This window comes from Pseudomonas sp. F(2018), from assembly GCF_005508865.1.
GTDB lineage: Bacteria > Pseudomonadota > Gammaproteobacteria > Pseudomonadales > Pseudomonadaceae > Aquipseudomonas.
On the sequence record NZ_SCOM01000002.1, the window covers coordinates 742,347 to 755,881 of the forward strand.

11 protein-coding genes are annotated in these 13,535 nt (G+C 63.6%); 9 read left to right on the forward strand and 2 right to left on the reverse strand.

The window, feature by feature from the left end; translation table 11 throughout:
* Window positions 1–4 precede the first annotated feature (4 nt).
* From algG to FFS62_RS11585, 7 genes are all read left to right on the forward strand, one after another.
* Entirely contained in the window at window positions 5–1,567 is a 1,563-nt protein-coding gene (gene algG / locus FFS62_RS11555; RefSeq protein WP_137972960.1) for a mannuronan 5-epimerase AlgG, read from the forward strand.
* Between the two features lie 64 nt (window positions 1,568–1,631).
* Entirely contained in the window at window positions 1,632–2,990 is a 1,359-nt protein-coding gene (locus tag FFS62_RS11560) for an alginate biosynthesis protein AlgX (protein WP_171016313.1), read from the forward strand.
* Between the two features lie 43 nt (window positions 2,991–3,033).
* Complete coding sequence (locus FFS62_RS11565; RefSeq protein WP_137972962.1) at window positions 3,034–4,530, forward strand: MBOAT family protein; 1,497 nt, start codon at window positions 3,034–3,036, stop codon at window positions 4,528–4,530.
* A gap of 12 nt (window positions 4,531–4,542) precedes the next feature.
* On the forward strand, window positions 4,543–5,697 hold the full coding sequence (locus tag FFS62_RS11570) for an alginate O-acetyltransferase (protein ID WP_137972963.1): 1,155 nt from the start codon (window positions 4,543–4,545) through the stop codon (window positions 5,695–5,697).
* A gap of 17 nt (window positions 5,698–5,714) precedes the next feature.
* The gene (locus FFS62_RS11575) at window positions 5,715–6,362 is read left to right on the forward strand and encodes an alginate O-acetyltransferase AlgF (RefSeq protein WP_137972964.1); all 648 of its coding nucleotides are present in this window, start codon (window positions 5,715–5,717) and stop codon (window positions 6,360–6,362) included.
* A 9-nt stretch (window positions 6,363–6,371) separates the two neighbouring features.
* On the forward strand, window positions 6,372–7,481 hold the full coding sequence (locus FFS62_RS11580) for a mannuronate-specific alginate lyase (protein WP_218569286.1): 1,110 nt from the start codon (window positions 6,372–6,374) through the stop codon (window positions 7,479–7,481).
* A gap of 79 nt (window positions 7,482–7,560) precedes the next feature.
* Window positions 7,561–9,003: a mannose-1-phosphate guanylyltransferase/mannose-6-phosphate isomerase gene (locus FFS62_RS11585; RefSeq protein WP_137972965.1), complete on the forward strand. Its 1,443-nt coding sequence runs from the start codon at window positions 7,561–7,563 to the stop codon at window positions 9,001–9,003.
* Window positions 9,004–9,116: 113 nt separating this feature from the next.
* On the opposite strand, the gene acnA is transcribed toward FFS62_RS11585, so the two are convergent.
* A complete protein-coding gene (gene acnA, locus FFS62_RS11590) occupies window positions 9,117–11,858 on the reverse strand; it encodes an aconitate hydratase AcnA (protein ID WP_137972966.1) in 2,742 nt (913 codons plus the stop codon).
* 130 nt (window positions 11,859–11,988) lie between these two features.
* Between acnA and rlmM the strand changes: the two genes are divergently transcribed.
* Complete coding sequence (gene rlmM / locus FFS62_RS11595; protein WP_137972967.1) at window positions 11,989–13,038, forward strand: 23S rRNA (cytidine(2498)-2'-O)-methyltransferase RlmM; 1,050 nt, start codon at window positions 11,989–11,991, stop codon at window positions 13,036–13,038.
* On the opposite strand, the gene FFS62_RS11600 is transcribed toward rlmM, so the two are convergent.
* On the reverse strand, window positions 13,013–13,192 hold the full coding sequence (locus tag FFS62_RS11600; RefSeq protein ID WP_137972968.1) for a hypothetical protein: 180 nt from the start codon (window positions 13,190–13,192) through the stop codon (window positions 13,013–13,015). The two genes, rlmM and FFS62_RS11600, sit on opposite strands and share 26 nt — an antisense overlap.
* A 71-nt stretch (window positions 13,193–13,263) precedes the next feature.
* On the opposite strand from FFS62_RS11600, the gene tusA reads away from it, so the two are divergent.
* Window positions 13,264–13,503 carry a sulfurtransferase TusA gene (tusA, locus tag FFS62_RS11605; RefSeq protein ID WP_137972969.1) on the forward strand — a complete coding sequence of 80 codons (240 nt, stop codon included), beginning with the start codon at window positions 13,264–13,266 and terminating at the stop codon, window positions 13,501–13,503.
* Window positions 13,504–13,535: the final 32 nt, after the last annotated feature.

Sequence of the window (13,535 nt, forward strand, 5' to 3'; positions counted from 1 at the left end):
TGCAATGAACGCGCGTCGATCAATAGTTGCAATCATCTTGCTGTTTGGAGCTGTGTTCAGCTCCATCGCCAGAGCGGATGGCGCTCCTATAAAAGGACTGGTATTCGACCCGGCGAAAGTGCAGGAGGACTATCAGGTATCCGGCACGCCGGCAGAGTCGCTGGAAATCACTCCGCCTAAATTTCCGGACCTGACTCCTTATACCGCCGAGGCAGTGCAGGCAAAGATTGTCCGCAAGCCTGCCGGCACAATCGCTGTGCGCCGCATGCTGGAGCAGAACACGCTGGTGGAATTCACCGGCGGTGATGAGCGTATCCGGGAGTGGCTGAAACGTCAGGGTGAAATGCCGCAAGTCATCTTCATCGACGGCGGCTATGTCACCCCCAAGGATCTGGCCAAGGCACTACCTGCCAAGTACTTCGAGGAAACCGAGCCGGGTATCTATATCGCCCGTCGGCCGATCGTGGTGAATCAGGGCGCGACGCTCCATATCGACAAGAGCACCAAGGATTTCAGACTGTCGAGTGATCATGGCGCCTTCCTCATCAACGACAGCAAGCTGTTCATTACCGACAGCCGCCTGACCGCCTGGCGCGAAAAGGACAACAGCCAGGACTGGTTCGCCAAGAAGGGACGCTTCCGGCCGTTCCTGAACTCCTGGGGCGGAACTGAAACCTATATCGTCAACAGTGTCGTTTCGAGCCTGGGGTACACGGCGAGTAAGTCTTACGGCGTCTCGATTTCCCAGTACAGCCCGGCGATGCACCCGATCATGAAGCGCGACCATCCCACCGGTTGGCTGATCAACTCCATGTTCGACGATATGTGGTACGGCTTCTATTGCTACGAGGCCTTCGATGTCGTGCTGCTCAACAATACCTATCGGAACAACCTGGTCTACGGCATCGACCCGCATGACCGTTCACGCCGACTGATCATTGCTGGCAATACGGCTTATGGCACCGTGCAGAAGCATGGAATCATCATTTCCCGCGAGGTGAACGACAGCTGGATCATCAACAACCGCTCTTATGAAAACACCTTATCCGGCATCGTGATCGACCGGATCAGCGTGAATAACGTCGTGGCCAATAACGAGGTTTATCGGAACGGCTCGGACGGCATCACCATCTATGAGAGCGGCAACAATCTGCTGATGCGCAACAAGTCCTTCAACAACGGACGGCATGGCATTCGCGTGCGCAACAGTTACGACGTGACGCTGTACGAAAACATTGCCATGGCCAATGGCTTGTTAGGCGTCTACGGGCATGTGAAGGACCTCACCCACACGCCACGCGATCTTCAACTCGACCCGTTCGATATGAACCTGTCATTGAACGTAATAGGTGATCGGCTGATCGGTAATCAGTCCGGCGCTATTTCTGTTGTGGCCCCCCGTAGCGTGAAGCTTTCTCGTGTGGAAATGCTGATGCCCGCCAAAGATTCGGGCGTGGGGATGTTCGGTGCGCTGGCTCAGGGTAAGAGCGAAATTCTTGACCTGATGATTAGGCAGAAGAAAGCCGTGCACGTCTTGCCGTTGCAGAAACTGGCTCAACGCCAATAGGCGAGGTGATCAAATGAATCGTAAGTTTTTTATTAGTCAGACAGCTATTGGTGCGGCACTCGGAATGTTGGCGATTCAATCCGCCTTTGCCGAACAGACAGCACCGCAATATGCCATCGAGAAGTGCTGCGAAATCTGCCCGCAGGCCCTCGACGACGCCACCTACACCGGCGATATGAGCGATTTCAGCAAGTTGGTGCAAGGTAAGGATGACTGGCTGTTCCGTACCAAGACCGACCTGATGACCCAGATGGGCACCACGCCGGAAGGCTATGCCCACCTGCAGCAGTTGAGCGACCGGCTCAAGGCCATGGGCACTCAGTTGATGATTGTCTATATCCCGACCCGGGGCATGGCCAACGCCGACAAGCTGAGCCCCGAGACGCGCCAGATGTTCGAGTTCGATCTGGCCGAGAACAACTACCACAAGGTTGTCGAGAAGATGCGTTCGCTGGGCATTCTCGTCCCGGACCTGACGCCCATGCTGGAAGAACATGGCGAAGCGGACAAACCCTTCTTCTACAAGCGCGACCACCACTGGACACCCTACGGTGCCGAGTTCGCAGCCAAGCTGGTCGCCGAAGAACTGCGCCGTTCGGAGGTATTCAAGAGCGTCCCGCGCAAGGAGTTCGTCAGTCGCCCGGATGGCCTGGGCTACAAGATCGGCTCACTCAACCAGGCGTTTCATAAGGTCTGTGGCTACAGCTATGAAAACCAGTACGTGACCCGCTTCATCACCGAGCCCAAGGACGAGGCGAGCGACCTGTTCGGTGACGAAGAGCTGCCGCAAGTGATTCTGGCCGGCACCAGCTTCAGTACGCCGCAGTACAACTTCTCCGGCTTCCTCAAGGAGCAGGCGGCCGTCGATATCGACAACCGCTCGGTGAGCGGCGGCGGGTTCCACAGTGCCATGCTGCAGTATCTCGGCAGTCAGGACTTCCAGGAGCGACCGCCGAAGATCCTGATCTGGGAAATCACCAGCTACTACGACATTTCCATGCCGATCTTCTATCGGCAGATCATGCCGATGCTGGCTGACGGCTGCCGGGACAAGTCAACCACGCTGAGCAAGAAGGTGACGCTGCAACCGGGACGCAATGAAATCCTGGTGAATGCCGGCGTGCTGCCCATTCGCAGCGAGCGCTATCTGGCAGACGTCCAGTTCAACCAGCAAGGCGTCAAGTTGCTCAAAGGTACCGTCTGGTACATGAGCGGCTCGAAGGAGCAGCTGAAGATCGAGCGTACTCGTGAAGTAGAAGGCGACGGGCGCTTCGTTTTCAACCTGCGGGACGATGCGGAAGGAGCAGGGCAGACGCTGCTGTCATTCGACTTGGACATGCCTGCGGATATGCCCAAAGGGCTCCAGGCAGAAGTGAATGTCTGTCCGCGCCAACCCGGCCAGATGCAGGCTCAGGCCGATTGAGCTATAGGCCTGCGCCGCTGGCGCAGGTCACAAGGAGGATAAAATGGTCTTTTCGTCCAACGTGTTCCTGTTCCTGTTCTTGCCGATCTTCCTCGGCCTGTACTACCTGAGCGGGAATCGCTATCGCAATCTGCTGCTGCTGATTGCCAGCTACATCTTCTACGCCTGGTGGCGCATCGACTTCCTCGCGCTGTTCGCTGCCGTCACCGTGTTCAACTACTGGATTGGCCTGCGTATCGGTGCGGCTGGAGTGCGTACCAAGACGGCACAGAAGTGGCTGATCCTCGGCGTGGTGGTCGACCTGTGCGTGCTCGGCTACTTCAAGTACGCCAACTTCGGGGTCGAGAGCTTCAACATGGTGGTCAGCTCGTTCGGCATGGACCCCTTCGTGCTGACCCACATCCTGCTGCCGATCGGCATCTCGTTCTACGTGTTCGAGTCGATCAGCTACATCATCGATGTGTACCGCGGCGATACCCCGGCCACCCACAACCTGATCGACTTCGCCGCCTTCGTGGCGATCTTCCCGCACCTGATCGCCGGCCCGGTGCTGCGTTTCCGCGACCTGGTGGACCAGTTCAACCACCGTACCCACACGGTGGACAAGTTCGCCGAAGGCTGCACGCGCTTTATGCAGGGCTTCATCATGAAGGTGTTCATCGCCGACAGCGTGGCGCCCATCGCCGACCACTGCTTCGCCCTGGACAACCCCACCACCGGTGACGCCTGGCTCGGCGCCTTCGCCTACACCGCGCAGCTGTACTTCGACTTTGCCGGCTACAGCAGCATGGCCATCGGCCTGGGCCTGATGATGGGCTTCCGTTTCATGGAGAACTTCAACCAGCCCTATATCAGTCAGTCGATCACCGAGTTTTGGCGGCGCTGGCACATCAGCCTGTCCACTTGGCTGCGCGACTACCTGTACATCAGCCTGGGCGGCAACCGCGGCACCACCTTCCAGACCTACCGCAACCTGTTCCTGACCATGTTGCTGGGCGGCCTGTGGCACGGCGCCAACTTCACCTACGTGATCTGGGGCGCCTGGCACGGCATGTGGCTAGCCATCGAGCGTGCTCTGGGCGTGGACGCCGCGCCGCGCACTCTCAACCCGCTGAAGTGGGCCTTCACCTTCCTCCTGGTGGTACTGGGCTGGGTGATCTTCCGCGCCGAGAACCTCGACGTGGCCTGGCGCATGTACGCCGCCATGTTCGACTTCTCCGAGTGGCGCCTGTCGGAGCTGACCGTGTCCCAGCTGACCAGCCTGCAGATCGGCACGCTGCTGCTGGCCTACGGGGTGATCGCCTGGTTCGGCATCCGCCAGTTCTACGCCAATCCGCTGGCCTCGCGTGCACCCAAGGCCGAGGCGGCGGATGCCAGCGGTGCTGCACCGCTGGCCGCCGGTACCGCCGGTGGCGCCGTGGCAGCCACGCCGGCCTACGCGGTGTTGCTGGGCCGCACCCTGATCCTGCTGCTGTTTGCCGCCTCGATCCTGAAGCTGTCGGCGCAAAGCTTTTCACCCTTCCTGTACTTCCAGTTCTGAGGAGGAGCCGACATGCGCACCATCAACATCCTCTACAGCTTCATCTTCGTAGCCCTGCTGGCGGGGCTGTCGCTGGCTTCGCTGCCGAACCTGTTCAGCTTCTCCACGGCCAGCGAGACCCCCGTACTCAACGGCAAGCTGGCCCACGCCATCGAGAAGCACTACGACAAGGGCTTCCCGGTCAAGGAGTTCGGCACCAACGCCTGGGCCGCCCTGGAGTACGGCCTGTTTGGCGAGGGCCGGCTGGGCGTGGTGGTCGGCCGTGAAGGCTGGCTGTTCACCGACGAGGAATTCAAGCCGTCGAAGAACCCCAAGCAGCTGGACGACAACTGGCAGCTGATCGCCGGCGTGCAGGCGGAACTGCAGCGCCGTGGCATCGAGCTGCAGCTGGTACTGCTGCCGGCCAAGGCGCGCCTGTACTCCGAGTACTTCGCCGACAAGCGTCCGGTGGCCCAGCAGCAGGAGCTCTACACCCAGTCCCTGCAGCGCATGAATAGCCTCGGCCTGCGTGGGCCGGATCTGTTCGCCGCGTTGCAGAGCGGCAAGCAGCAGGGCGCCGTGTTCCTGCGCACCGACACCCATTGGACTCCGCACGGCGCCGCCGTGGTCGCCCAGGCAGTGGCCGAGCACCTGCGCCAGGCCAGCACCTGGCAGGGTGGCGGTGCCAGCTACGCGACCCAGGTCACCGGCAGCGAGTCGCACAAGGGCGATCTGCTCAGCTACCTGCCGCTGGATCCGTACTTCGCCGACATGCAGCCGCCCAGCGAGAAACTGGAACAGCGCCAGACCGAGTTGCAGGGCGGCGAGGGCGGTGGCGACCTGTTCGGCGACAGCGCGCCGGAAGTTGCACTGGTCGGCACCAGCTACAGCGCCAATCCCAAGTGGAACTTCCCCGGCGCGCTGCGCCAGGCGCTGGGTGCAGACATCTACAACTACGCCGAGAACGGCCACGGCCCGCTGGTGCCGATGCTGCGCCTGCTGGCCAAGGGCGAGGAAGAAACCCGCGGCCTCAAGCTGGTGCTGTGGGAAGTTCCGGAACGCTATCTGACGATGCCGAGTGACCTCACCGAGTTCGACGCGCAGTGGCTGGCCCAACTCCGGGCCGGTCCGGACTCGGCCGAGCGCCTGGCCATGAAAGGCACCGCCAAACCGCTGGCGGCTCAATGACTACTTCAAAAAGGAAGATGACCATGCATACCTCCATTCGCACACTGGCCCTGGGACTGGGTCTGAGCCTCACCGCCGCCATCGGCAGCGTCCAGGCCGACGAGGCTGGCCTGTACGGCCCGACAGCACCGGCCGGCTCGGCTTTCGTGCGTGCCTACAACGCCGGCTCCTCGGAACTGGACCTGAGCCTGGGCACGGTCAACATCAAGGAAGTGGAGCCGCGCGGCAGCAGCGATTTCTCCTTCCTGCCCGCCGGCAGCTACAGCGCCAGCGCCTCCGGCAAGAGCCTGCCGGTGGAGCTCAAGGCCGACCAGTACTACACCCTGGTGCAGCTGCCCAGCGGCGAGCTGAAGCTGGTCGAGGACCCGGCCTTCAAGAACCGCCAGAAGGCCCTGGTGCGCATTCAGAACCTCTCCGATACCCCGGTCAGCCTGAAGACCGCCGACGGCAAGACCGAGGTGATCCCGGCCGTGGCCGGCAAGGCACGCGGCGATCGCGAGATCAATCCGGTCAAGGTGCGCCTGGCGCTGTTCGCTGGCGAGCAGAAGGTCAGCGACCTCAGCCCGCTGGTAGTCGAGCGAGGCGAGGTGGTCAGCCTGTACGTCACCGGTAGTGCCGGCAACCTGTCCCCGGTGTGGGTCAAGCGCCCCGTGAAGATCGACTGAGGCCCTGGCATGAGTGTGGTTCGGCTGACGACGATGGCATTGCGTGGTGCGCTGGCTTTGGCGACGCTGCTAGCGAGCGGCTGCTTCTGGGACAGCAAGGCGGCGCTGGTGCCGCCGGAGGGTTACTTCAAAAGTGCCGCGGCGCCGAGGGGCAAGGAGCCCAGTTGCCCGCCTGTGCCCACTCCCTATACCGGTGACCTGCACTTCCCGAGCAAGTACAGCGGCTCCGATGCGGCCCGCGACAAGCTCAACCCCATGGCGGCCGCCAGCTATGAGCGCCTGACCGATGACGTGCGCGAGCTCGAGGGCGGCACCAATCGCCTGGTCGAGCGCTACTTCGACAGCGGCCAGCAGGCCTATGCCGAGTGCGCCGTCACCTGGCTGGACAGCTGGGCGGAAGCCGGGGCGTTGCTTAGCGAGAACTACAACCATACCGGCAAGTCGGTTCGCAAATGGGCGCTGGGAAGCATTTCCGGTGCCTACCTGCGCTTGCAGTTTTCCCGCTCTCAGCCGCTCAAGGGCTACGCCGAGCAGTCTGCGTCCATCGAGAAGTGGCTAGGCCAGTTGGCCGATCAGGTGGTGAAGGACTGGGATGCCCAGCCCATGGATCGGCGCAACAACCACCAGTACTGGGCCGCCTGGTCAGTGATGGCCACCGCAGTGGTCCTCGACCGGCGCGATCTCTTCGATTGGGCCGTTGAGCAGTATCGACATGGCATGCGGCAAGTGGATGACGACGGCTACCTGCCGTTGGAGCTGTCCCGTCAGACCCGTGCGCTGGCTTACCACAACTACAGCATGGGCCCGCTGATGATGATTGCGGCCTTCTCTCAGGCCAATAACTTGGATCTGCGCCAGGAAAACGATGGAGCCCTTCAGCGTCTGGCGCTGCGCATGCAGGCGGGCTTGCAGGATCCAGGAATATTTCAAGAGAAAACCGGTTATCCGCAGACATTGGAGGATCTGCGGAGCAATAACCGCTTCGCCTGGCTGGAACCGTACTGCGCGCTGTATTCGTGCTCGGAGAGCACGAACGCGTGGCGTCGTTCCATAGAGCCGCTGAGCACTTATCGGCTCGGCGGGGACCTCACCCAGCTATTTTCCGGGCAACTGCCTTGAGGTTAGTCCTGACGTTCACCCCACACCGGTCCGGCGCGGGATGGCTCAGATTTGAATGGATATAAATGGAGACAAACCAATGATTCCGGTAATTCTTTCTGGTGGTAGCGGTTCACGCCTTTGGCCCTTGTCCCGCAAGATGTACCCCAAGCAGTTCCTCGCCCTGACCGGCGAGCTTTCCCTGTTCCAGCAAACCCTGCAGCGCCTGAGTTTCGACGGCATGCAGAAACCGATGGTGGTGTGCAACCTCGAGCACCGTTTCATCGTCAACGAGCAGCTCGGCAAGATCGGCGTGAGCACCCAGGGCATGCTGCTCGAGCCATTCGGCCGCAATACCGCGCCGGCGGTGGCCATGGCCGCCCTGCAGCTGATCGCCGAAGGGCGTGACGAGCTGATGCTGATCCTCCCGGCCGACCACGTGATCAGCGACGAGCTGGCGCTGCGCAAGGCCCTGGAGCTGGCGCGCATCGCCGCCGAGGAAGGCGAGATGGTGCTGTTCGGCATTCCCGCCAACAGCCCGGAAACCGGCTTCGGCTATATCAAGGCGGGTCGCAGCGAAGACGGCGACGATCTGATCCCGGGCGCCTACCGGGTCATGCAGTTCGTCGAGAAACCCGACGCGGTGCGTGCCGCCGAGTTCGTGCGCAGCGGCGGCTACTACTGGAACAGCGGCATGTTCCTGTTCCGCGCCAGCCGTTACCTGGACGAGCTGCGGGCCCACGAGCCGGACATCTACGACACCTGCGTACTGGCCCTGGAACGCAGCAAGGTCAACGCCGGCGTGGTGACCATCGATGCCGGCACCTTCGAGTGCTGCCCGGACAACTCCATCGACTACGCGGTGATGGAGAAGACCAGCCGTGCCTGTGTGGTACCCCTGGCCGCCGGCTGGAACGACGTGGGCAGCTGGTCCTCGCTGTGGGACGTGCACGAGAAGGACAGCGACGGCAACGTGCTCAAGGGCGATGTGGTCACCCACAGCAGCCACAACAGCTTCGTGCACAGCACCTCCAAGCTGGTGACCCTGATCGGCATGGACGACGTGGTGGTGGTCGAGACCAAGGACGCGGTGATGATCGCCCACAAGAACGCCGTGCAGGACGTCAAGAAACTGGTCAACGTGCTGGATTCGCAGAACCGCCAGGAGACCCAGAGCCACTGCGCAGTGTATCGCCCGTGGGGCAGCTACGACTCGGTGGACAACGGCAACCGCCACCAGGTCAAGCACATCACCGTCAAGCCGGGCGCGCAGCTGTCGTTGCAGATGCACCACCACCGCGCCGAGCACTGGATCGTGGTGTCCGGTACGGCCCAGGTGACCTGTGACGACAAGGTGTTCCTGCTCACCGAGAACCAGTCCACCTACATCCCGATCGCCTCGGTGCACCGCCTGGCCAACCCCGGCAAGATCCCGCTGGAGATCATCGAGGTGCAGTCGGGCAGCTATCTCGGCGAAGACGATATCGAGCGCCTGGAAGACGTCTACGGTCGCACTCCGGTCAAGACGGAAACGGTCGGTTAGATCCGCTTGAAAATCAAAGGGGCGGCCGTTTGGCCGCCCCTTTTTCGTTTCGGTCTATCGTAGGGTGGCCTCGCCCGCGAAGCGGGCAGCCCACCAACAGCCCGCCACCAACCTCACGTCTTCAGCAGCTGGCGCAGCACGTAATGCAGAATGCCGCCGGCCTTGAAGTACTCCACCTCGTTCTGCGTGTCGATGCGGCACAGCACCTCGACTTCCTGATGGCTGCCATCCTCGCGCTGGATATCCAGGGCCAGGGTCAGCTGCGGGCGTAGCTCGACGCCATCGAGGCCGCCAATGCTGACCTTCTCGCGTCCGCTCAGGCCCAGGCTCTTGCGATCCTGGCCAGCCTTGAACTGCAGTGGCAGCACGCCCATGCCGACCAGGTTGGAGCGGTGGATGCGCTCGAAACTCTCGGCGATCACCGCCTTCACCCCGAGCAGGTTGGTGCCCTTGGCCGCCCAGTCGCGGGATGAGCCGGTGCCGTACTCCTTGCCGGCGAAGATCACCAGCGGCACGCCCTCGGCCTGGTAGCGCATGGCCGCGTCGTAGATCGCCAGCTTCTCGCCGCCGGGCAGGTGCAGGGTGTTGCCGCCTTCCTCACCGCCGAGCATCTCGTTGCGGATGCGGATATTGGCGAAGGTGCCACGCATCATCACCTCGTGGTTACCGCGCCGCGAGCCGTAGGAGTTGAAGTCCACCGGCGCCACGCCGTGCTCGCTCAGGTAGCGTCCGGCGGGGCTGTCCTTCTTGATGTTGCCGGCGGGGGAGATGTGGTCGGTGGTCACCGAGTCGCCGAGCAGGGCGAGGATGCGCGCGCCATGGATGTCGCCCACATGCGGCGGGTCGCCGGCGATGTCCTGGAAGAACGGCGGGTGCTGGATGTAGGTGGAGTCGGCCTGCCACTCGTAGGTGGCCGCCTGCGGTACGGCGATGGCCTGCCACTGGGCGTCGCCGGCGAACACCTCGGCGTACTCCTTGCGGAACATGGCGGTGTCGACCTTGGCGATGGCGTCGGCGATCTCCCGCTGGCTCGGCCAGATGTCGCGCAGGTACACCGGCTGGCCATCCTTGCCGTTGCCCAGCGGTTCGCGGCTGAGGTCGATGCGCACGTTACCGGCCAGGGCGTAGGCCACGACCAGCGGCGGCGAGGCCAGCCAGTTGGCCTTGACCAGCGGGTGCACGCGGCCCTCGAAGTTGCGGTTGCCGGACAGCACCGAGGCCACCGTCAGGTCGGCCTGCTGGATCGCCTGCTCGATCGGCTCCAGCAGCGGGCCGGAGTTGCCGATGCAGGTGGTGCAGCCGTAGCCGACCAGATCGAAGCCCAACTGGTCGAGGTAGGGCGTCAGGCCGGCGGCCTTGAAGTACTCGGTGACCACCTTGGAGCCGGGCGCCAGCGAGCTCTTCACCCAGGGCCGGCGGCTCAGGCCTTTCTCCACCGCCTTCTTCGCCACCAGGCCGGCGGCCATCATCACGCTGGGGTTGGAGGTGTTGGTGCAGGAGGTGATGGCGGCGATCACCACCGCGCCGGTCTTCAGCCGGTAGGTCTGGCCCTGGTCGGCATAGTCGACTTCGCCGACCTGGTCTGCATTACCCACCGCCACGCCGCCACCACCCTCGCTGAGCAGGCGGCCTTCCTCCTTGGCCGGCGGTTTCAGCTGCACGCCGAGGAAGTCCTCGAAGGCCGCCGGCACGTCTGGCAGCGCAACCCGGTCCTGCGGGCGCTTGGGCCCGGCCAGGCTGGCCTCGACGCTGCCCAGGTCGAGCGCCAGGCTGTCGCTGAACAGCGGCTCGTGGCCGGGCAGGCGCCACAGGCCCTGGGTCTTGGCGTAGGCCTCGACCAGCTGCACCACCTCCTCAGGCCGGCCGGAAAGGCGCAGATAGCCGAGGGTGATGTCGTCCACCGGGAAGAAGCCGCAGGTGGCGCCGTATTCCGGGGCCATGTTGGCGATGGTGGCGCGGTCCGCCAGGGGCAGGTCAGCCAGGCCGTCGCCGTAGAATTCAACGAACTTGCCGACCACGCCCTTCTTGCGCAGCATCTGGGTGACGGTCAGCACCAGGTCGGTGGCGGTGATGCCTTCGCGCAGCTTGCCGCTGAGCTTGAAGCCGATCACCTCGGGTATCAGCATCGACACCGGCTGGCCGAGCATGGCCGCCTCGGCCTCGATGCCGCCCACGCCCCAGCCGAGCACGCCGAGGCCGTTGATCATGGTGGTGTGCGAGTCGGTGCCCACCAGGGTGTCGGGGAAGGCGTAGGTGGCGCCGTCCTCGTCCTTGGTCCACACGGTGCGGGCCAGGTATTCCAGATTGACCTGGTGGCAGATGCCGGTGCCCGGCGGCACCACGCTGAAGTTGGCGAAGGCGTTCTGGCCCCAGCGCAGGAAGGCGTAGCGCTCGCCGTTGCGCTGCATCTCGATGTCGACGTTCTGGCCGAAGGCGGTAGGCGAGGCGTACTTGTCGACCATCACCGAGTGGTCGATCACCAGGTCCACCGGCGACAGCGGATTGATCTTCTGTGGATTGCCACCGGCGGCGGCCATGGCCGCGCGCATGGCGGCCAGGTCGACCACCGCCGGCACGCCGGTGAAGTCCTGCATCAGCACCCGCGCGGGGCGGTACTGGATCTCGTGATCGGAGCGGCGCTGGGCGAGCCAGTCGACCATGGCCTGGATATCGCGGGGGCTGACGGTGACGTTGTCCTCGAAGCGCAGCAGGTTCTCCAGCAGCACCTTGAGCGACATGGGCAGGCGTTGAATGTCGCCGAGGCGCTTGGCGGCCTCCGGCAGGCTGTAGTAGCGGTAGGTCTTGGCGCCTACCTGCAGGTCACGTCGGCAATTCAGGCTATCCAGGGAAGGCATGGTGGGACTCCTGCTCGGTTGAACATCTGAAACTAGACCGTCAGGTCAGCTCCTGCCACTGCACTGGACCGGTCGGGCGCGCCTGGGGTTCCCGAGTCCGCTATCATGCGCGGCCTGAGGAGAACCGCCGATGAACACCCTACTACTGCACTGCCGCCCCGGCTTCGAGGGCGAGGTCTGCGCCGAGATCAGCGACCACGCCGCGCGCCTGGAGGTGGCCGGCTACGCCAAGTCCAAGCCCAGCAGCGCCCATGCCGAATTCGTCTGCAGCGAGCCCCAGGGCGCCGCGCGCCTGATGCGCGCGCTGCGCTTCAGCAGGCTGATCTTCCCGCGCCAGTGGGCGCGCGGCAGCTACCTGCAACTGCCGGAGACCGACCGTATCAGCGTGCTGCTGCACGCGCTGGCCGACTATCCGGCGTGCGGCAGCCTGTGGCTGGAAGTCTTCGATACCAACGAGGGCAAGGAGCTGTCGAACTTCTGCAAGAAGTTCGAAGGCCCGCTGCGCAAGGCGCTGGAAAAGGCCGGCAAGCTGGTCGACGAGCCGAGCAAGCCGCGCCTGCTGCTGACCTTCAAGAGCGGCCGCGAGGTGTTCCTCGGCATCGCCGAGGCCAATAACCAGGCGCTCTGGCCCATGGGCATCCCGCGCCTGAAATTCCCGCGCGAGGCGCCGAGCCGCTCGACCCTCAAGCTGGAGGAGGCCTGGCACACCTTTATCCCGCGCGAGCAGTGGGAAACCCGCCTGTCGGACGAGATGACCGGCGTCGACCTCGGCGCGGCGCCGGGCGGCTGGACCTACCAGCTGGTCAAGCGCGGCATGCTGGTCACCGCCATCGACAACGGCCCCATGGCCGAGAGCCTGATGGACACCGGCTTGGTCACCCACCTGATGGTCGACGGCTTTACCTGGAAGCCCAAGCAGCCGGTGGACTGGATGGTCTGCGACATCGTCGAGAAACCGGCGCGCACCACGGCGATGGTCGAGGAGTGGATCGGCGGAGGGCACTGCCGCGAGGCGGTGGTCAACCTCAAGCTGCCGATGAAGCAGCGCTACGCCGAGGTATGCAAGCTGCTGCAGCGCCTGGAGGATGCCTTCGCCGCGCGCCGACTGAAGGTTTCCATCGCCTGCAAGCAGCTCTACCACGACCGCGAGGAAGTCACCTGCCACCTGCGTCGTCTGTAGCCTGGCGGCAGGCCCAGTAGCTCTGCTTGTGGCCCTTGGCCTGGTACTCCCGAGCCAAGCGATCGGCCTCGGCGCGGCTCAAGTCGGTGGCGACGACGAACTCGTTGCCGTTGTCGTCCAGGCGCTTCACGCACCAGTCGTGCTGCTCGTCCACCGTTCGGCCTCCCGCGCTGGGCGCGTTGCCACCTTTACGCCACAATAGCCGCCAGTTTTTCGGAGTAGCCCATGTCCCTGCAACCCGACGCCATTCTCGACGCCTGCGGCCTCAACTGCCCGGAACCGGTGATGATGCTGCACAACAAGGTGCGCGACCTGCCGGCCGGCGGCCTGCTCAAGGTGCTGGCCACCGACCCCTCGACCAAGCGCGATATCCCCAAGTTCTGCATGTTCCTCGGCCACGAACTGCTGGAGCAGGGCGAGGACGGCGGCACCTATCAGTACTGGATTCGCAAAAAGCTCGATTGACCCCGCTGCCGCTGCCTGCGGCCAGAGTTCCG

Excerpts from the sequence above, each read along its gene's own strand:
- algG (WP_137972960.1), top strand. The coding sequence starts at position 5 with ATGAACGCGCGTCGATCAATAGTTGCAATCATCTTGCTGTTTGGAGCT.
- FFS62_RS11560 (WP_171016313.1), top strand. The coding sequence starts at position 1,632 with ATGTTGGCGATTCAATCCGCCTTTGCCGAACAGACAGCACCGCAATAT.
- FFS62_RS11565 (WP_137972962.1), top strand. The coding sequence starts at position 3,034 with ATGGTCTTTTCGTCCAACGTGTTCCTGTTCCTGTTCTTGCCGATCTTC.
- FFS62_RS11570 (WP_137972963.1), top strand. The coding sequence starts at position 4,543 with ATGCGCACCATCAACATCCTCTACAGCTTCATCTTCGTAGCCCTGCTG.
- FFS62_RS11575 (WP_137972964.1), top strand. The coding sequence starts at position 5,715 with ATGACCATGCATACCTCCATTCGCACACTGGCCCTGGGACTGGGTCTG.
- FFS62_RS11580 (WP_218569286.1), top strand. The coding sequence starts at position 6,372 with ATGAGTGTGGTTCGGCTGACGACGATGGCATTGCGTGGTGCGCTGGCT.
- FFS62_RS11585 (WP_137972965.1), top strand. The coding sequence starts at position 7,561 with ATGATTCCGGTAATTCTTTCTGGTGGTAGCGGTTCACGCCTTTGGCCC.
- acnA (WP_137972966.1), bottom strand. The coding sequence starts at position 11,858 with ATGCCTTCCCTGGATAGCCTGAATTGCCGACGTGACCTGCAGGTAGGC.
- rlmM (WP_137972967.1), top strand. The coding sequence starts at position 11,989 with ATGAACACCCTACTACTGCACTGCCGCCCCGGCTTCGAGGGCGAGGTC.
- tusA (WP_137972969.1), top strand. The coding sequence starts at position 13,264 with ATGTCCCTGCAACCCGACGCCATTCTCGACGCCTGCGGCCTCAACTGC.